We start from the raw sequence: 18,109 nt of genomic DNA on the forward strand, positions 1-18,109 counted from the left end.
GTCCGAGGGACAGCAGCGGACCGCCCATGAGTTCGGCGAGCACTGCTGGACTGAGTTGCAGCGCAAGGAGATTGCCTGCGCGACGGACCGAACAGGCACGCCCGGGACGAGCGCCTACGAGAGGTGTTCAACAGGGCGAACGTGCCTGATGGGGCCTGACCCACCGGGATCTGAATCCGGGTCTGCTGCAGGTTCGGGTGACAGGTTCGGTCACGCGGCCTGGAGGGCCGGTGTGGTGGTGACGGTCTCGAATTCGACGGGTGTCAGCCGGCCGAGTGCGGCTTGTCTGCGGCGGCGGTGACAGGTCCGCTCGGTCCAGGTCACGATCGCGATCCGCAGCTCATCACGGGTCCTCCGGTTCCGGCGGTCGAGGACGCGAGCCGCGATCGCTGTGCGGGATGCACCCCTCGACGTCTTCACGCCGGGCCACGGCGTTGTCCAGGGCGGTCACGGCCCGCCGAACTGCTGCTGCCCGAGGCCGACGACCGGTCCCGTCGCCGTTCGGAGCGGCGGATCAAGGCGGCAGGCTTCCCGCAGCAGAAGTCGCTTCGAGCGTTCGACTTCGACGCGAACCCCAACATCGACGCGGCCACCATCCACACCCTGGCCAGCTGCGCGTGGATCAAGAGGAGCCAGCCGCTCTGCCTGATCGGCGACTCCGGCACCGGCAAGTCCCACATGTTCGTCGCCCTGGGCACCGAAGCCGCCATGAAGGGCTACCGCGTCCGCTACACGCTCGCCACCAAGCCGGTGAACGAGCTGGTCGAAGCCGCCGGCGCGAAGCAGCTGAACAAAACCATCGCCCGCTACGGCCGCGTCGACCTTTTCTGCATCGACGAACTCGGCTACATGGAACTCGACCGCCACGGCGCCGAACTGCTGTTCCAGGTTCTGACCGAGCGGGAGGAGAAGAACAGCGTGGCCATCGCCTCGCACGAGTCGTTCGGAGGCTGGACCAAGACGTTCACAGACCCCCCGCCTTTGCGCGGCCATCGTCGACCGCCTGACCGTCAACGGCACCATCATCGAGACCGGCACCGACTCCTACCGCTTCGCCAGCACCCATGCACGAGCTGAGGAGCCGGCGAAGGCCGGCTGAACTCAGGGCGACCAGACATACGGTGTCGTTGTGGTGACCGCGTGCAGGCCAAGGCGGGTGAGGATCGGGGCGCTGTCGGCTGAGGCATCGACGTAGAGGTAGGGGACATCGCGGGCAGCAGCGAGTTGGGCTCGGTGGGCGACCATGGCCCGGTAGATGCCCTGTCCGCGCCATTCCTTGAGCGTTGAGCCGCCCCATAGGCCGCCGAAGTCGACGCCGTCATTGAACACCAACCAAGCGGCGCAGACGACTTCGGTGCGTGCCTCGGCGATGAGGACGATGGTGTTCTCTGGAGCGTTCTCGATCCGGGCGGCCAGGTCGTCGGCGAGCCAACTCCAGTCCTTGCCCCAGACGGTGCTCTCCATAGCGGCGATGCGCTGAAGGTCTGATCTGGCGGTGACACGGCGGAGGGTCACGCCGTCGGGCAGGACGGGGTCGGCGGCGAGGTCTGCGGACTGCCCGATGAGCACGGTCTCGTTGTCCTCGGCGACGAAGCCGGCCGCGGCGAGTCGGTCGGTGAGGTCGGCGGGGAGATCGTGAGCGCGAGTCTTCCATTCGACCGCCTCACCACGGGCAGCGTAGAAGTCACGCTGCCGCGCTATGAGCGTGTCGAGTTCTGCCCCGTACACACCGAGGTCGCGCGGGCCCGTGACGAAGCCACGGTGCCAACCGACGACACGGGTCAACGGGCCGTCCTTCTCGACATGGGCGCTGCCGCCAGGCGGGGCGACACCACGGAGTTGGGCGTCATACGCGGTGCGGAATTCGTCGATCAGAGTGTCCTTCACTCGAACACCGTACGGACCGGGTCAAGTGACCAAACGCCGGGCCTGGCCACCGGAGATCAGAGACAGGTACTGCCCTCTGCCGCTACCTGCCTCGACGGTCAGCCGCCCTTCGGGCGGCTGACCGTCCCCACGTTCGCATCTACGCAACGCCGTCATTTCTCATCCACATTCCAGATCCGGTTGATCACCAACTGCCTCCGGAAACCGTCGACAAACGCTGTCCTTGGAGATCAACGAAGCCACGTCCGCCACTCGTTCGTACCCCATTCCGGAGACCAGTACCTCGATGAGCTTGTCGAAGACCACCTCATCCGGGATCCGTCGACGATGACATCCCAACGGATGGGTGGTGACCCGCTACGGCAATGACGCAAGGAACTCCTCAGGGATGGGGGCGATGATCAATGACGGCACGACAGGCACATCTCCTCCTGTGAGCACAGAAGTCTCCCCGGCCCAGGGGCGGCTTCGCCGCCTGGTCAGGGAGTGGCGTTCTCGGCGACCGGCTTCTCCTCGGCCGCTGGACGTTGCGCTGTGGTGGGGGATCGCAGCAGTGTGGCGGCGAGGAGAAGAGCGGCGACGACGAGGCCCGATCCGATGCGGAAGGCAAGCTGGTAGCCACCCGTGAGTGCGGAGGTGGTGCTTGCGCCGTCGGCCAGCAGGGCATTCGTGTGCGAGGTGGCGAGTGTGCTGAGGACCGCGAGACCGAAGGCGGCGCCGATCTGCTGCATGGTGTTGAACATGCCGGAGGCGATCCCCGAGTCCTGGGGCGTGGCCGCTGACATCGCGAGCGTGGCCAACGCCGGCATCGCGACGCCGAAACCGACGCCGAGCGGCAGCAGCGCGGGCAGGACGTCCACGACGTAGCGCCCGTCCACAGGTACGCGGCCGAGCGCGGCGAGACCTGCCGCGATCAGCGAGAGTCCCGGAAGCAGTACGGCACGGGGACCGAAGTGCGCGATCAGCCTGGGCGCGAGGCCGAGGGACAGGGCGCCGATCGCGACCGAGACCGGGAAGATGCCCAGACCGGTGTGTATCTCGTCGAAGCCGAGCACCTTCTGCAGGTAGAGCACGCACAGGAACTGGAAACTGAACATCCCGGCCACCATGAGGGCCTGGATACCCAGTGCTCCCGAGACGTTGCGCGAGCGGAACACATGCAGCGCCAGGAGCGGGTGGGTCGCCTTCGCCTGGCGCGCGACGAATGCCAGGAGCAGAGCGAGTGTGGCGGCCGCGAAGCTCAGCGTGTGTGCGGAAGTCCAGCCGTAGCTGGTGGTCTCGACGATCGTGTAGACGCCAAGCATCAGTGCGGAGGTGACCAGGAGCGCACCCACGACATCGGTTCCCTTGCCGAGGCCGACACCCCGCTCGGATGTGAGCACGCGCCCGGCCCACAGCACGGCCACGATGCCGAGCGGGACGTTGACGAAGAAGATCCAGTGCCAGCTGATGGTCTGCGTCAGGGCGCCGCCCGCGAGGAGGCCCATCGAGCCGCCGGCGGACTGGACGAAGCTGTAGACGCCGATGGCCTTGGCCCGCTCCTTCGGCTGCGGGAACAGGGTCACGATCATCCCGAGGGTGACGGCAGAGGTCACCGCGCCGCCGATGCCTTGGACGAACCGGGAGGCGAGCAGCGTCGCTGGGCCCTGGGACACACCGCACAGCAACGAGGCAGCCGTGAAAACGCTCAAGCCGGCGATGAAGACGCGCTTGCGCCCGATGAGGTCGCCGAGCCGCCCGGCAAGCAGCAGCAGGCCACCGAAGGGGACCAGATAGGCATTGACCACCCAGGCCAGGTTCGATGAGGAGAAGCCGACGCTGTGCTGGATGGACGGCAGCGCCACGCTCACGATGGTCCCGTCGAGAATGACCATCAACTGCCCGGCACAGAGCACGGCCAGTGCCGACCAACGCGATGTCTGTGCTGATGAGCTGGTTCGCCGCACGGGAACCCCTTCCAATGGTGCACGACTTGTTACAGCAGTCATCCTCTGTAACCATGACGCGCAGCGGAAGGAGGCACTTTCATGTCACGCAGTCACACCGATGTGTCCGACCAGGTCAGCAACGAGGCGTGCCCGCTCACAGAGGTCCTCGACCACGTTGCGGGCAAGTGGAGCATCGGAATCCTCGTCGCTGCCGCATACGGACCGGTCCGGTTCACCGAGTTGGAACGCACCATTACCGGTATCAGCCGGCGCATGCTCACCTTGAACCTGCGCAAGCTGGAACGTGACGGCCTGCTCATCCGGACCGTCTACCCCACCGTGCCGCCCAAGGTGGAATACAGCCTCACGCCCATGGCCCGCGAACTCCACGCAACTCTCACCGGACTCGTCGGCTGGGCAGAACGCCACCGAACCGACATCACCACCGCCCGCGCCACCTACGACGCCGCCACGGCACCAGCTCCTTGACGCCTACGGGGGCGACAGGTGATGAACAATCGCCTACTGGCGGACGCTCTTATAGACAACAAGTCCCGCAGCGGTGACGCTGGGTATCCAACGGTGTGGGGTCAGGGGGAGGGGCCATGCGGCGGGCATCCGGCCGTTCCGCCTGGCGGCTGTTCACGCCGTACCCCGGTCTGGCACCGGGCCCGAGGCGCCCACCGCGCCCATCTCTCGTGCCGCACGTTCTTCGCCCGCCCGGCGCAGGGCCCCCGCACGGGATACCTCGCTCTCACGCCGACGGTGGGCGCGGTCCGTCTCGTGGAGGCCGGAGCACCGTCCGGCGCTCTCCCCCCGCTCCGGGGAATGCCTCGGCGCTGAAACTCGCGCATCGCCCAGGCCTGCCGTTCGACCGCCTGCTAGATCCCCCGACCGGCCCATCACCGTCACCCTGGCCCGCTGAATAGCCGTCCGGCCCGGCACTAGTGGGTGGCGGGCCGGACAGGGAGACCGCATACGGCGGCGGCCGGCGGCACGCACCGGACCAGCACACCGCCGGTCGGCAGGGTGCCAGCGGCCGAGATCCGGGCCACCGGCACCCGCGGTGGTCACTTCATGTCGAGTGCGTACTCGCAGTGCACCTTCTGGGTGTACTTGCTGTTGCGCTGTGTGTAGTTCACGCGGCAACCGCTGAGGTGTTGCTTGATCCGCCCGACAATCTTGACCTTCACCATGAAGTAGTAGTCACCGCTGTCCCGGTGACTTCGTATCACGATGGGTTTACCGGCGTAGTCCGGCATTTTGGTCATGCCCTTGGATCCCTTATCCCCCTCCAGGTTGTCCAGGATGCAGGTTTTCGTGTCCTTCATGGAGTAGAGCGGGTATCCCTCGGCCTGCGCACCGGACGGAACGTAACGAGTAAAACGTGCCGGGCTTGCCATAGAGCGTTCCCTTCGCTCCTCAGATATCGTGCTCCCCGATGCTGATGCGTGGGTCTGTCGCCGTCGAAGTCCCCGATCGCAGGGATCCGGACGGCCGCCCAGTCATAGACGCGTGGGCCCTTGACGCCGTCGCCGCACGAGCGTTTTTCCCACGCTTCGTCCGGTGCCTGGGTGAACAGGTGGTCGATGCGGCCAAAGCGCGGCACCACGGTCGAGCGTCTGGTCCGCGTCGCCGGGACGCGCTGGACCATCGAGGAAGCCTTCCAGGCCGCGAAGAACGAGTGCGGACTCGACCAGTACGAAGTCCGCCGCTACACCGGCTGGATGCGGCACATCACCCTGGCCATGCTGGCGCACGCGTTCCTGGCCGTCATGGCCGCCGACGCCGCGGCAAAAGGGGCAGCAGAAACGGTTCCTGCCTTGCGCCCCTCACCGTGGCAGAAGTTCGGCGGCTCCTGGCAACTGTCCACTCACCCAACGCCGTTCACCAACACGTCACCAGCGCACGCGCGCTGAGATGGTCACACTGGCGCAGACGACGCCAAGCGGTCGCTCGCCGCTGCCATTATCAGCGGCGGCTGTACACGATCGAGGGGCGGCCCGGGAAAGAGATCACAGGTCGGCAATCAGCCCACTACACTCACCCAAACCGCCCCTGAACAGGGAAAACGTCAAAGTGCTGCTGGAGTACTAAGCGCACAGGCGTGATCAGTGAGCGCGCGCGATGGGCTGTTCGGACCAGATGGTCTTGTGGTTCTGTCCATGGCGGCAGCCCCAGCGCTCGGCGAGTTGGGCGACGAGGAACAGGCCGCGCCCGCCCTCGTCGGTGGTGCGTGCGCGGCGCAGACGGGGTTGGGTGCAGCTGGAGTCGGTGACCTCACAGACCAGTGCGGTATGGCGGATCAGTCGCAGATCCGCCGGCGGACGTCCGTAGCGGATCGCGTTGGTGACCAGTTCACTGACGATGAGTTCGGTGGTGAAGAGGAGGTCGTCCAACCCCCATGCGGTGAGTTGGCCGGTCGCCCAGGCCCGAGCATCCGAGACAGCAGCCGGATCGGCCGGTATCTGCCAATGAGCGGTGTCCTCGGCCGGCATGGCGCGGGTACGTGCCAGCAGCAGGGTCGCGTCGTCACGCGGTGCTTCCTCCACCAGGGCGTCGAGGAGGGCCATGCCGGTCTCGTCCAGGGCGCGGTCCGGGCGGCAGGAGGTGGCAAGGGCATCGGTCAGCCGCCGGAGCCCGTCGTCGCCGTCGTGCGCGCCGCTGTGGACCAGGCCGTCGGTGTAGAGCGCGAGGACGCTGCCCGGCTCAAGGACGATCATGGTGGTCTCGTACGGCATGCCGCAGACGGCGAGGGGCGGCCCTGGGGAAATGTCGACGGCTTCGGTGGTCCCGTCGGGCCGTACGAGCACGGGCGGCGGGTGCCCGGCACTGGCCAGGGCACAGCGCCGGGTGACGGGGTCGTAGACCGCGTACAGGCAGGTGGCGCCCATGACGTCGTGGTTGCCGGGTGGTGCTTCCGCCGCGAGGCGCTGGACCAGGTCGGCGATCCGGGTGAGCAACTCGTCCGGCTCCAGTTCGAGGTCGGCGAGGGTCTGGATGGCGGCGCGCAGACGGCCCATGGTGGCGCTGGCGGGTATGCCGTGGCCGATCACGTCTCCCGCGACGAGGGCCAGCCGGAGGGAGGGCAGGGGGATGGCGTCGTACCAGTCGCCTCTGGTGCCCGCCCCACGGCCTGTGGGCAGGTAGACGCCGGCGGTCTCGGCTGCTGGGGTGTCGGTCGTGGGCGGGGGAAGGAGGCTCTGCTGCAGGGCCATGGCCGCTCTGTGCTCGCGTGTGTGACGGCGGGCGTTGTCGATGGCGAGTGCTCCCCGTGAGGCGATATGCCTCATGAGATCCACCTCGTCCTCGGTGAACGGTTCGGATGGGCCCGTGCGCCAGACCACGATCGCGCCGAGGGCGAGGCCGTGGGCGTGCAGCGGTACCACCATCACCGCGTGGGTGTCGTGCGGGAGGAACTGCTCGACCAGCTGTGGGCCGCCGATCAGGGCGATGTAGTCGTCCCGGCCGTATACGACCGTCTCGCCGTGCTGGAAGCGGAGCAGGAGGGGGTGGTCGGACAGGGGTGGGACGAGGTTGCCGAGCTGGATGCCGGGCGGCCAGACCGCGGTGGTCGGCGCCAGGGCCGCGTTGCGCAGATGCAGATCTCCTGCGCCCAGCCGCTTGGCGGGTTCGTCACCGTCGAAGACGGCGTGCGCAAGATCGACCGCGGCGAGATCGCCGAAGGCGGGTGCAAGGACGTCCGCGAGATCCTGTGCGGTCCGCACGACATCCAGGGAGTCTCCTACGCGCTCGGCAACCTCTTGGGCAAGGTCCAGCTGTCGGCGGGCGCGCAGTTGGTCGGTGTCGTCTATGTACAGGGCTGCGACCCCCGCGGGGCGTCCTCGCGCGTCCTCCAGGGGGAAGGCGGACAGCGACAGCGCGTGCCGCCGCGCCGGATGGTGCCGCCAGCTCACTCGCTGCTTCCGGTGGATCACCGGGACACCCGTATCGAGCACCTGCCGCAGTACCGCCTCGATGCTCTCGGCGTCCTCGGCGCGCAGCACGTCGCCCAGTCGGGCGCCGGGCTGTACGGGACGGCCGTCGGGAGTGTCCGGGACGGCGTTGGTCTGCACGGTGGTGAGATCCGTGTCGTGCAGGGCGATCGTGATCCGGTTCTGTGCGGACAGTGCGCGCAGGAGCGCTGCGCCGTGACGGTGGTCGGCGACGTGAGGGGTGGGGGCCGCGAGCACGAGGAAGTCCTCCGAGCCGTTCACCCGTGTGGTCCGGAAGGTGACGTCGATCGTGTGGCCGCACTGGTGTCGCAACCGTACCCGACCGGTCGCCGGCCATTGCGTGGCCCTGCGCGGGTCGTGCGGGAGTTCGGCCACCAGTTCCTGCACGGGGCGGCCGTGGACCTCGTCGGCGCAGAAGCCGGTCAGGTCCTGTGCTGTGCCGGTCCACCCCACCACCGTGCCTCGATCGTCGAGCAGGGCTGCAGCCAGACCGTCGAAGGCGGGCGGACTGCCGCCGGAGCCGACGCCGGCGATGCTCGTCGCGACTTGGGGGGCGTCTGCCGGGTCGGCGTTTGCAATATTCGATGGGTCCATGTCTCTGGCTTCCATTACGAGGGTCCGCGGCTACGGCAGAAGGGGCCCTGTGACGGCTGTCGGCACTCAGGCAGCGCCGGCTGTGGAGGGGAGGTCGTGTTCGGCCCAGACGACCTTGCCGTCTGCTGCTGAGCGGGAGCCCCACCTGCGCGACAGTCGCGCGACCAGGTACAGGCCGCGGCCGTGCTCGTCGAGAGTGCGGGGATGACGGGAGCGCGGCTGGCCGGTGGTGGTGTCGGAGACCTCACAGGTCAGCACCCGGTGGCGGATGAGCCGCAGGCGGCTCGGGCCGCCGCCGTGGCGGATCGCGTTGGTGACCAGTTCACTGACGATCGACTCCACGGGTGTCACCAGCGGTTCCAGACCCCATTGCCTGAGCTGGCGGACGGCCAGGTGCCTGGCTGTCGGGACGGTGACGAGGTCGTTCGGCAGGTCCCACGAGGCGACCTGGGCGGGCTTTAGTGCGCGGGTCCGCGCGAGGAGCAAGGTGACGTCGTCGGCTGATGCCCGGGCCGGCAAGGTCTTCATCGCCCGGGAGCACAGGTCCTCCAGGGAGGCACCGGGCTGTGCCAGGGCGGCGCCCAGGCGCCGCAGGCCGACGTCGATGTCCTCGTCGCGGGACTCGATCAGGCCGTCGGAGTAGAAGGCGAGGACACTTCCTTCGGGCAGGTCCAGTTCCACGGACTCGAAAGGCACCAGGCCGAGACCCAGGCCCAACGGGGCCCCAGCGGGCAGGTCGGGGACGGTGACCCTGCCCTGCGCGTCGACGATAAGGGGCGGTGGGTGCCCGGCCCGCGCCAGCGTGCACCGTCGGGTGACCGGGTCGTAGATCGCGTACAGGCAGGTGGCACCCACTATCGCGGGCACGTGGTCGGCGACGTCGCCGTCTTCGTCGTTCAGCCACCGGACCGTGTCGTCGAGGTGTGCCAGCAGTTCGTCCGGCGGCAGGTCGAGGTCCGCGAGCGTGCGTACGGCCGTGCGGAGTCTGCCCATGGTCGCCGCGGCGTTGATGCCGTGGCCGACCACATCGCCGACGACGAGGGCCACCCGGGCGCCGGACAGCTCGATCACGTCGAACCAGTCACCTCCCACACCGTGGTCCATGTCGGCCGGGACGTAGCGTGAGGCGACCTCAACGGCGGCGCCGCCCTGCACATGGTGGGGAAGCAGGTCGCGTTGCAGCGTGAGGGCGGCGGTGCGCTCGCGCGCGTACTGGAGGGCATTGTCCAGGCAGAGCGCGGCCCGGGTGACGAGTTCCTCGGCGAGGAGCAGGTCGTCCTCCTGGAACGGAGTCGGCTCCTTGGAGCGGCCGAACACCGCGAGTCCCAGTACGCAGCGCCGTGCACGGATGGGTACGACCATCAACGAGTGGACCCCACTGTCACGGACCTTTTGCGCACGCGTCGGATCGTGGTCGACCCATGGGCCGGCATGGGTGTCCAGCACCGGTTCCAGATGAGATCTGCCTGTGCCCAGGACGGCGGCGAATGACGAGGCCGGGGGGACGTGGATCACCTCTTCGCGCAGCGCCGGCGACTCCAGGACACCCTGGTCGATGGAGGCCACCCCGGCACGGCGCAGCACAGGGCGGCGGCCGCTCGTCGTGCCGATCCGTGCGGCGGGCTCGAGTCCGAACGGAACCGAATCCACCAGGTCGACGACGACGTGGTCGGCCAGCAGGGGCACGGCGAGTTCGGCCAGTTCTTGCCCTGTCTGCATGACGTCGAGGGTGCTGCCGATGCGCGTACTTGCCTCGCTGAGGATGGCAAGGCGCTCGCGCGCCCGCCGGTTTCCGGTGGCGTCCACGGTCATGGAGCACACTCCCATCGCCGCGCCGTCCGCGTCCTGCAGGCAGAAGAACGAGGCCGAGAACGCGTGCTCACGGCGTCCGTCCGACGGCGGCCACGCCCGGTACTCGTGGACCATGGTGGTGCCGCTCTGCAGCACCTGGCGCATCACCACCTCGAGCGCTTCGGCCTCCATGGCGGGCAGTGAGTCCTTGATGCGGCGTCCGAACCGCCGGTCACGGGGAGTGCCGTCGTGATGCTCCATGGCGTCATTCACCCAGGTACAACGCAACTGCGGGTCGTACACGACGATGCCGATCGGCGCATGGGCGAGGAGCGACTCCCGCACCGGTCCGTTGGCAGGCCCCGAGGACAGGGCGCCTATGTCGGTCACGGACACCAGCCACCGGGTGCCAGCGTTCCGTCCCCACAACAGCGAGACCCGCAGCGACATTCTGAGCGTGTGGCCGTCGCGGTGGCGGACCGCGGCGGTGCCGGACCAGCCACTTTGCGCACGGCACTGGTCGGCGAACAGCAAAACCCTCCGGGCCTCCTCGGGGGGCGACAGCACGTGCGCGGCGGATCGGCCCACCACTTCCGCGGCCGAATACCCGACAAGTTGCTCAGCGGCCTGCGTCCACGCCGCCACCGTCCCGTCCGCATTGATCATCGCTATCGCCGCGTCCGGTATCTCGCTGGGGCTCACCGGCTGGGCGGGTGGCGTGTGGTCGGTATTCGTCATCGTGGGTTGATCCCGTTCAGTGCGGAGGTGAGGGAGTGCCGACACGCGGGCCGGCCGCCCGGTCTGTCGCCGTGATGGACGGTGACGGGCAGGAGGCGGAAGCCGGGGGACCGGGAGCCGGAGTTCGCGGCGCAATGCCCGGCCTCGCCACTGCCCTGTGACCTGCCGTCGACATCCGACCGCCTTGCCACGTTTTGTCCATCATTGATGAAATAATCAGATACGACCAATTCATCGTCAAGACCCCCGAAACTGATCGTTTCATCACATATGGGTGCGCAGTGCGGCCTGGGGCGGGGCAGCCCCTCTCATCCGTCGGCGTCAGCGACCGCTGGGCGGCGAAGCCGGGTCCAGCGGCGTTCAGGGTGGACCCTTCACGCCATCAGTGCGATGATGAATTCATCAGAACTGGCGACCATGTGTGCGGTGCATGCGATGTCAACCTCACCCAGGAATCGATTCGAACGCCGTCGGGCCGAGACCCGGCAGGCACTCGTCCGCGCCGCGCGGAAGCTCCTGGCCGAGTCGGGCGATACAAGCGCCAGCATCCGGACCATCGCGGAGCTCGCCGACGTGGGCTTCGGCTCGTTCTACAACCACTTCACGTGCAAGCCGGACCTGTTCGACGCGGCCGTGGCTGATGCCCTGGAGGAGTTCGCCCGAGCCGTCGACGGACAGCTGCACAGCGTCGACGACCCCGCCGAGCGCCTCGCCACCGGTATGCGCCTGAGCGCACGCATGGCCGGCTCACACCCGGAGATCATGCGGATTCTCTGCCACAGCCAGCTCGGCCGCATTTGCGCCGGCCGCGGACTGGCTGCGCGCGCGAGGCACGACGTGGAGCAGGGCATTGCTTCTGGACGCTTCACCGCGGTCGACCCGGTGATCGCTCTGACCGTGCTGAACGGCAGCCTGCTGTCGCTCCTGCAACTGTGGTTCTGTCAGCCCGAGGCCGACAGGGACCATGCAGCCGGAAAAATGGCCCAGATGCTGCTGCACATGCTCGGCCTCTCCGCGGACGAGGCCCGTGACCTTGCCCGGCGGCCCCTTCCCGCTGCGGCGTGAAGCGATGTGCTGTCTGCCGACGACGCGGCTTCACCTGCGACCGAGGCGGCCGCGACCACGGCCCGAGCCCGAGATGGCCGGGGATGTCGGCGAACCACTGCGGCGAGAAGGCGCGGCCCGCGGCGACGAACGTGAAGACGACGTTGCCCGGAGGAGCGATCCGCGTGGCCTCACACACGAGCTTGTGCGCAGCGGCGAGGACTGCTGCCACAGTGACCCGGACCACCGTGCTGTCCGTGGCGGCGTTCGTCAGACCCACCCCGCTGCTCCCGGCCATGGCGAGCACGACGGCGGCCAGTGCGCGGGCGCGGGCAGCGCAGGGGAAGTCTGTGTCCGTAGAGCGCGCACGTGGATCCGCAGGTGGCGCACCCCACCAGCCCGGCTCGGTCGACGGCCGGCAGGATCAGACTCGGCACTGCCGTCGCCACGAGGACACTGAGCGCTGTCTTGAGCCACAGGTCGGTCGCCCGGCCCAGCCGCAACGCATCGCGCTCCCGCTGAGGCCGCATCCGGACGAGCTTTCCGGTGGCGATGGGGTGCTCCTCGTGCGTCACGGCGCATTACGGCCTGGATTCACCGGCGACGGACGTGCTCAGGCCGCAACGCCTTGGAACCACCGACTCAGTGGCCGGCGCCCTGGCTGTTTCGGCCGGCGACGAGCCGGCCCTCCAGGCCCGTGATCAGCGTGTCCATGACGAGACGGAACATGTGGTCCCGACCAGGGCCGGTGGTACCTGCACCCGTGGAGCCGGGGGCTGCATCCGCGGGCCCGTCCTCGCCGTCGGTGCCAGGGCCAGGGGGCTTGAGGTTCGCCCACTGGTGGAGCGAGCCGTTGAGTTCGGCGGCGAGGACACCGATGACGACGGCGACGATCAGAGCGGCGATCTCAGGGACCTCAGGCAACGGCACGCCGGCAGCGGACACGATCGCGGTGAGGGCCGTCCAGAACGGGTCGTCGTGCTGGATGAAGTCGGGCTGGTGGCTGAAGGAGTACGCCATCAGCTTGGGATGCCGGTGTGCGAGCGTCCGGAAGTCCGTGGCGAGCAGCCGGAGGCGCTCCTGCCAGGGAGCGTCTTCGAGCGTCACGGTGCGGAACTGGGCGCCGACCATTCTCGTCACGCCGCGCAGCACGGCTTCCTTGTTCGGCACGTGGTGGTACAGCGACATGGGGTTCGCGTCGAGCACGGTCGCGAGTCTGCGCATGGTGAGCGCGTCGGCCCCGTCCTCGTCGATCAGCCGCAGGGCGGCGGCGTAGATCCCGGCCTCGGTCAGAGGCACATCCCTCTTCCTCGTTCCCCGCGGGGGGCGTCTCACCTCTTTTTCCATACCGCGTACGGTACCAGCACCCATACGGCGTACGGAAAATGACGCCCCTCACTGCCGCCCTCCCCTCGGCCGGGGTTGCATCGAGTTTCCATACGACGTACGGTAACTATCCATACGGCGTATGTTTCCGTTCTGGAGTGCGGCACCGCCCAGCGCAGCGCGCCCTTGCCCCTCCCCTCCAATCCCCTCCCCTCCCCTCCACGCAGAGGAGCACCCCATGACCACGCACGCCGCGAATGACCTTCGCCCCAGCCGGTCCTCGCACGGGATTCCGGTCCTCGATCCCGTACCGCCGCTCCCCGACACCAACCCGGTCGCGTTCTTCGGCGAGCTGTCCAAGCAGTTCCCGGAGGGCATCTTCAGCCTGAACATCGCAGGCCAGGAGAACGTCTTCGTCTACGACCCGGACCTGGTCACCGAGGTCAGCGACGAGACCCGCTTCGGAAAGCCGATCTTCGCGCCGCTGAGCCACGTCCGGGACTACACGGGCGCGGGCCTGTTCACGGCCCACGAGGTCGAGGACGGCGATGCCTGGGGCATGGCGCACCGGATCCTCATGCCGGCCTTCAGCCAGCGCGCCATGAAGAACTACTACGGACAGATGCTGGAGATCGCCCAGAACCTGGTCGGCAAGTGGGAGAGCAAGGAGGGTCAGCCGGTCAGGATCACTGACGACTACACCCGGCTGACCCTGGACACCATCGCCCTGTCCGGCTTCGGCTACCGGTTCGACTCCTTCGCCGAGGAGGACCTGCACCCCTTCCTCAGCGCCCTGCTGGAGGCTCTGGTGGAGTCGATGCGGCGTACCCAGGAACTGCCGGAGATGACCGCGCTGCGCACGGACGACGACAAGCGCTACCGCGCGAACATCCAGCTGATGCGGGACCTGGTCGAGAGTGTGATCAAGGAACGCCGTCAGGGCAGGAGCAGCGGTGAGGACGACCTGCTGGGCCTGATGCTGCAGGCCACCGACCCGGAGACGGGCAGGCCGCTGGACGACGACAACGTCCGCGACCAGGTGGTGACATTCCTGATCGCCGGTCACGAGACCACCAGCGGTCTGCTGTCGTTCGCCACCTACTCACTGATGCGCAACCCGCACGTGCTGGCCCAGGCGTACGCCGAGGTCGATCGCCTCATGCCGGGTGACACCGTCCCGGACTACGACACGATCATGAAGATGGACGTGATCCCGCGGGTCCTGGAGGAGACTCTGCGCCTGTGGGCTCCCATCCCGCAGATCATGAAGGCACCGCTCGAGGACACTGTCGTCGGCGGCCGGTACAAGCTGAAGCAGGGTACGAAGACGAACCTGCTGATGGGGCCGCTGCACACCCACCCCAAGGCGTGGGACCGGCCGCACGAGTTCGACATCGACCGGTGGCTGCCGGAGAACCGGGCCCAGCACCACCCGCACGCCTACAAGCCGTTCGGCAACGGCCGTCGTGCGTGCATCGGCCGCCAGTTCGCCCTCACCGAGGCCCGCCTGGCGCTGGCACTGGTGCTGCAGAAGTTCAAGTTCTCCGACACCACCGACTACAAGATGGACGTGCGGGAGGCGCTGACGCGCAAGCCTGGCGACTTCGAACTCGTGGTGCGCAGGCGTCAGGAGCACGAGCGGGCCGTGTTCGGCGCCGTCGACCTGCAGAGCGACGACGAGCGGCAGCAGGCCCCGGTGAGCGGCGTCGGGGTGAACCTGACCGTCGCCTACGGCTCAAGCCTCGGCTCGTGCGAGGACCTGGCGCGCACCATCGCCGACCGCGGTGAGCGCTCCGGCTTCGGCACCACGCTGATGAGCCTGGATGAGCTGGGTGACAACCTGCCGACCGAGGGCCTGCTCGCCGTCGTTGCCGCCAGCTACAACGGCAAGGCCCCCGACAACGCCCAGCGCTTCGACGACCTGCTGGCCGCCGGCCTGCCGGAGGGTGCGCTGTCGAACGTGCGGTTCGCGCTGCTGGGTGCCGGCAACACCCAGTGGGTGGCCACCTACCAGGCATTCCCCCAGCGGATCGAGGAAGGTCTGCTGGCCGCCGGCGCCACCCCGGTCGTCGAGCGCGGCATCGCGGACGCCGCCGGTGACTTCGACGGCATGGCCACTCGGTGGATGGACAACCTGTGGGCCACCCTGGCCGAGGAGTACGCCGCCGACACCTCCGAGGCAGGCGGCCCGCGCTACCAGGTCCAGCTGCTCACCGAGTCCGACGTGCGCCCCGCCATCGTCTCCGAGCAGGCGTACCCGCTCACGGTGGTGGCCAACGAGGAGCTCGTGGCCGACGCGACCGGTCTGTGGGACTTCCAGATCGAGCCGCCGCGCCCGTCGGCGAAGTCCGTCACCTTCGAGCTGCCCGAAGGTGTCACCTACGCCACCGGCAACCACCTGGCCGTCTTCGCCAAGAACGAACCCGCCTTGGTGAACCGCGCTCTCCGGCGGCTCGGCGTCGAGTACGACCAGGTGCTGCGCCTGGACCTGCCCGCAGGCGGCCGCACCCACCTGCCGGTCGGCGTCCCCGTCACCGCGGGCATCCTGCTCACCGAGTTCCTGGAACTGCAGGACGTGGCCACCCGCTCCCAGATCCAGACCCTGGCCGAGTACACCGAGTGCCCGTGGACCCGGCCTCAGCTCCAGGCGTACACCGCTGACACCGAGGAGGCCGAGGAGCGCTACAGCAAGGAGATCCTCGGCAAGCGGGTCTCGGTATTGGGTCTGCTGGAGCGTTTCGAAGCGGTCGAGCTGCCGCTCGCGGTGTTCCTGGAGATGATGGGCCCGATCCGTCCGCGCTTCTACTCCATCTCCTCCGCCCCGTCGGCCAACCCGCGCCATGTGCGCCTGACCGTCGGCCTGCTGGAGGGGCCGGCCCTGTCCGGCGACGGCCAGTACCGCGGCACCTGCTCCTCCTACATCGCGGGCCTTGAGCCCGGGGACGTCGTGTACGGCTACGTCCGCGTGCCCTCCCCGACGTTCGCCCCGCCCGCCGACCCGGCCACGCCGCTGATCCTGATCGGCCCCGGCACCGGCATCGCGCCGCTGCGCGGCTTCCTGGAGGAGCGGGCCTGGCAACACGAGCAGGGCACGCAGGTCGGCCTGTCGCAGGTCTTCGTCGGCTGCCGCCACCCGGAGCACGACTACTTCTACCGCCGGGAGATGCAGGACTGGGAGCAGGCCGGGATCGCGCAGATCCGCACCGCCTTCTCCGCGGTGGCCGGCCACCCGGCCCGGTTCGTGCAGAACGCCCTCGCGGGCGCCGCCGACACAGTCTGGCAGGCCATCGAGGACGGCGCGTACATCTACGTCTGCGGTGACGGCCGCCGCATGGCACCCGCCGTCCGCGAGGCCCTCGCCGCCATCCACCGCCGGAAGACCGGCAGCGACGACGAGACCGCCCAGCAGTGGCTCGCCCGGCTCGAAGCCGGCGAGCGCTACCAGCAGGACGTCTTCGCCTGACCGTCGCACGCCGTCACGGCGTGCGACTCCCAGCCGCCGGGAGGCGTGCGGGTCTCTCTCTCTCTCCCCCCCCCGCTGCCGCGGCCGCGCGCCTCCCGGCCACCCCAAGCCATCGCACACCTCATGGCACCGCCGAATCCCCGTGATCGGTGCCGCTCACGGAAAGCAGATCTTCATGGACACCATGCTCGCCGGACGCTTCCACGTAGACAGCAAGAAGTTCGCCGTACAGGAGGTCCCCCTCCCCGTCCCACGCCCGGGTGAGGTACTCATCGAGGTGAAGGCCGCAGGCGTCTGCCTCTCCGACGTCCACCTGCTCGACGGCTCACTGCCCCCGCTCTTCCTGGACTCCGACACGGTCACCGTCGGCCACGAGGTGTCCGGTGTCGTGCACGCCCTCGGCCCGGACCTCAAGCGGGACCTGACCGTCGGCACCCGCGTCACCCTGGAGGCGGGCAAGAGCTGCGGCAAGTGCTCCGGCTGTGTGCGCCATCGTCCCTGCACCCAGGTCCTCACCGCCGGCATCGACTACGACGGCGGCTGGGCCGAGTACATGGTCACCCCCGAGGAGACCGTCGTCCCCATCCCCGACAGCCTCCCCTTCGACCAGGCCGCGATCATCCCCGACGCGGTCTCCACTCCCTACGCCGCCGTCGTCGCCACCGCGGGTGTCCGTCCCGCCCAGTCGGTCGGAGTGTGGGGCGTGGGCGGGGTCGGCGCCCACAACGTCCGCCTCGCCCGCCTGGTCGGCGCCGCCCCCATCATCGCCGTCGACCCGCTGCCCAGCGCCCGGGAGCGCGCCCTGGCCTTCGGCGCGGACCTCGCCCTGGACCCGGCCGCCCCCGACTTCGCCGACCAGGTCCGCGCGGCCACCGGCGGTCGCGGCCTGGACTTCGCCTTCGACTGCGCCGGCGTCCCCGCCGTCCGCGAGCAGGCCGCCTCCGTGCTCGGCCTGGGCGGCTCCCTGATCCTGGTCGGCATCACCCCCAGGCCGCTGACCATCACCGAGGGACTGACCTTCAACTACATGCAGAAGCAGGTACGCGGCCACTACGGCGGCACGCCCGACGGCGTCTACGAGCTGGTGCGGCTCGCCGCAGGCGGACGCCTCGACCTGGCCCCCTCCATCACGGACCACATCCCGCTCATAGACGCGGCCGACGCGGTCAGCCGTCTGCAGAACAAGATCGGCGACCCGATCCGCCTCATCCTCGTCCCCTGACGCCCGTCAGCAGGACATCAAGCCACCCTGGACAGGGGTGAGTGGGCGCCGGGGGGGGGGGGGGCCCCCGCGCCCCCCCCCGTCCGGCCACCCCGGAGGGGCAGAGGCAAGCCGACGACCGACACCCACGGGCGGACACCCCAACGCCGGGGTGCCCCCA

At 68.9% G+C, this 18,109-nt stretch carries 10 protein-coding genes and 4 pseudogenes; 6 read left to right on the forward strand and 8 right to left on the reverse strand.

The window, feature by feature from the left end; genetic code table 11:
* Positions 1 to 210 precede the first annotated feature (210 nt).
* Positions 211 to 375: pseudogene (locus ACIRQ9_RS38615) on the reverse strand (IS3 family transposase); the annotation flags it as partial.
* Between the two features lie 81 nt (positions 376 to 456).
* Here ACIRQ9_RS38615 and istB point away from each other — a divergent pair.
* Positions 457 to 1,099: pseudogene (gene istB, locus ACIRQ9_RS38620) on the forward strand (IS21-like element helper ATPase IstB); the annotation flags it as partial.
* Between the two features lie 2 nt (positions 1,100 to 1,101).
* On the opposite strand, the gene ACIRQ9_RS38625 reads toward istB, so the two are convergent.
* The 3 genes and pseudogenes from ACIRQ9_RS38625 to ACIRQ9_RS38635 all read right to left on the reverse strand — a co-directional run bounded on the left by ACIRQ9_RS38625 (position 1,102) and on the right by ACIRQ9_RS38635 (position 3,761).
* Positions 1,102 to 1,887: a GNAT family N-acetyltransferase gene (locus ACIRQ9_RS38625; protein WP_404184929.1), complete on the reverse strand. Its 786-nt coding sequence runs from the start codon at positions 1,885 to 1,887 to the stop codon at positions 1,102 to 1,104.
* Positions 1,888 to 2,130: 243 nt separating this feature from the next.
* Positions 2,131 to 2,310: pseudogene (locus ACIRQ9_RS38630) on the reverse strand (IS5/IS1182 family transposase); the annotation flags it as partial.
* A 56-nt stretch (positions 2,311 to 2,366) separates the two neighbouring features.
* Complete coding sequence (locus ACIRQ9_RS38635; protein ID WP_404184956.1) at positions 2,367 to 3,761, reverse strand: MFS transporter; 1,395 nt, start codon at positions 3,759 to 3,761, stop codon at positions 2,367 to 2,369.
* A gap of 153 nt (positions 3,762 to 3,914) precedes the next feature.
* Here ACIRQ9_RS38635 and ACIRQ9_RS38640 point away from each other — a divergent pair, with 153 nt between their 5' ends.
* Positions 3,915 to 4,304 carry a winged helix-turn-helix transcriptional regulator gene (locus tag ACIRQ9_RS38640; protein ID WP_404184932.1) on the forward strand — a complete coding sequence of 130 codons (390 nt, stop codon included), beginning with the start codon at positions 3,915 to 3,917 and terminating at the stop codon, positions 4,302 to 4,304.
* A 581-nt stretch (positions 4,305 to 4,885) separates the two neighbouring features.
* On the opposite strand, the gene ACIRQ9_RS38645 is transcribed toward ACIRQ9_RS38640, so the two are convergent.
* The gene (locus ACIRQ9_RS38645; RefSeq protein ID WP_404184935.1) at positions 4,886 to 5,218 is read right to left on the reverse strand and encodes a hypothetical protein; all 333 of its coding nucleotides are present in this window, start codon (positions 5,216 to 5,218) and stop codon (positions 4,886 to 4,888) included.
* Positions 5,219 to 5,422: 204 nt separating this feature from the next.
* On the opposite strand from ACIRQ9_RS38645, the pseudogene ACIRQ9_RS38650 reads away from it, so the two are divergent.
* Positions 5,423 to 5,734, forward strand: a pseudogene (locus tag ACIRQ9_RS38650) (IS701 family transposase); the annotation flags it as partial.
* Positions 5,735 to 5,926: 192 nt separating this feature from the next.
* On the opposite strand, the gene ACIRQ9_RS38655 reads toward ACIRQ9_RS38650, so the two are convergent.
* Together ACIRQ9_RS38655 and ACIRQ9_RS38660 are read right to left on the reverse strand one after the other, a co-directional pair.
* A complete protein-coding gene (locus ACIRQ9_RS38655) occupies positions 5,927 to 8,365 on the reverse strand; it encodes a SpoIIE family protein phosphatase (protein WP_404184938.1) in 2,439 nt (812 codons plus the stop codon).
* Positions 8,366 to 8,431: 66 nt separating this feature from the next.
* Positions 8,432 to 10,894 carry a SpoIIE family protein phosphatase gene (locus ACIRQ9_RS38660; protein WP_404184941.1) on the reverse strand — a complete coding sequence of 821 codons (2,463 nt, stop codon included), beginning with the start codon at positions 10,892 to 10,894 and terminating at the stop codon, positions 8,432 to 8,434.
* 435 nt (positions 10,895 to 11,329) lie between these two features.
* Here ACIRQ9_RS38660 and ACIRQ9_RS38665 point away from each other — a divergent pair, with 435 nt between their 5' ends.
* On the forward strand, positions 11,330 to 11,959 hold the full coding sequence (locus ACIRQ9_RS38665) for a TetR/AcrR family transcriptional regulator (protein ID WP_404184944.1): 630 nt from the start codon (positions 11,330 to 11,332) through the stop codon (positions 11,957 to 11,959).
* 621 nt (positions 11,960 to 12,580) lie between these two features.
* Here ACIRQ9_RS38665 and ACIRQ9_RS38670 read toward each other — a convergent pair.
* A complete protein-coding gene (locus tag ACIRQ9_RS38670; protein ID WP_404184947.1) occupies positions 12,581 to 13,237 on the reverse strand; it encodes a TetR/AcrR family transcriptional regulator in 657 nt (218 codons plus the stop codon).
* Positions 13,238 to 13,502: 265 nt separating this feature from the next.
* Here ACIRQ9_RS38670 and ACIRQ9_RS38675 point away from each other — a divergent pair, with 265 nt between their 5' ends.
* Together ACIRQ9_RS38675 and ACIRQ9_RS38680 are read left to right on the forward strand one after the other, a co-directional pair.
* Positions 13,503 to 16,727 carry a cytochrome P450 gene (locus ACIRQ9_RS38675; protein WP_404184950.1) on the forward strand — a complete coding sequence of 1,075 codons (3,225 nt, stop codon included), beginning with the start codon at positions 13,503 to 13,505 and terminating at the stop codon, positions 16,725 to 16,727.
* 175 nt (positions 16,728 to 16,902) lie between these two features.
* Positions 16,903 to 17,949, forward strand: a complete 1,047-nt coding sequence (locus tag ACIRQ9_RS38680) for a zinc-binding dehydrogenase (RefSeq protein WP_404184953.1) — start codon at positions 16,903 to 16,905, stop codon at positions 17,947 to 17,949.
* The last annotated feature ends 160 nt before the right edge of the window (positions 17,950 to 18,109 follow it).

Origin of the sequence: Streptomyces sp. NPDC101237 (assembly GCF_044767465.1) — a bacterium.
Classification (GTDB): domain Bacteria; phylum Actinomycetota; class Actinomycetes; order Streptomycetales; family Streptomycetaceae; genus Streptomyces; species Streptomyces gramineus.

Coding starts and splice junctions, on each gene's coding strand:
- ACIRQ9_RS38655 (WP_404184938.1), bottom strand. CDS start 8,365: ATGGACCCATCGAATATTGCAAACGCCGACCCGGCAGACGCCCCCCAA.
- ACIRQ9_RS38660 (WP_404184941.1), bottom strand. CDS start 10,894: ATGACGAATACCGACCACACGCCACCCGCCCAGCCGGTGAGCCCCAGC.
- ACIRQ9_RS38665 (WP_404184944.1), top strand. CDS start 11,330: ATGTCAACCTCACCCAGGAATCGATTCGAACGCCGTCGGGCCGAGACC.
- ACIRQ9_RS38640 (WP_404184932.1), top strand. CDS start 3,915: ATGTCACGCAGTCACACCGATGTGTCCGACCAGGTCAGCAACGAGGCG.
- ACIRQ9_RS38680 (WP_404184953.1), top strand. CDS start 16,903: ATGGACACCATGCTCGCCGGACGCTTCCACGTAGACAGCAAGAAGTTC.
- ACIRQ9_RS38635 (WP_404184956.1), bottom strand. CDS start 3,761: ATGGTCATTCTCGACGGGACCATCGTGAGCGTGGCGCTGCCGTCCATC.
- ACIRQ9_RS38645 (WP_404184935.1), bottom strand. CDS start 5,218: ATGGCAAGCCCGGCACGTTTTACTCGTTACGTTCCGTCCGGTGCGCAG.
- ACIRQ9_RS38675 (WP_404184950.1), top strand. CDS start 13,503: ATGACCACGCACGCCGCGAATGACCTTCGCCCCAGCCGGTCCTCGCAC.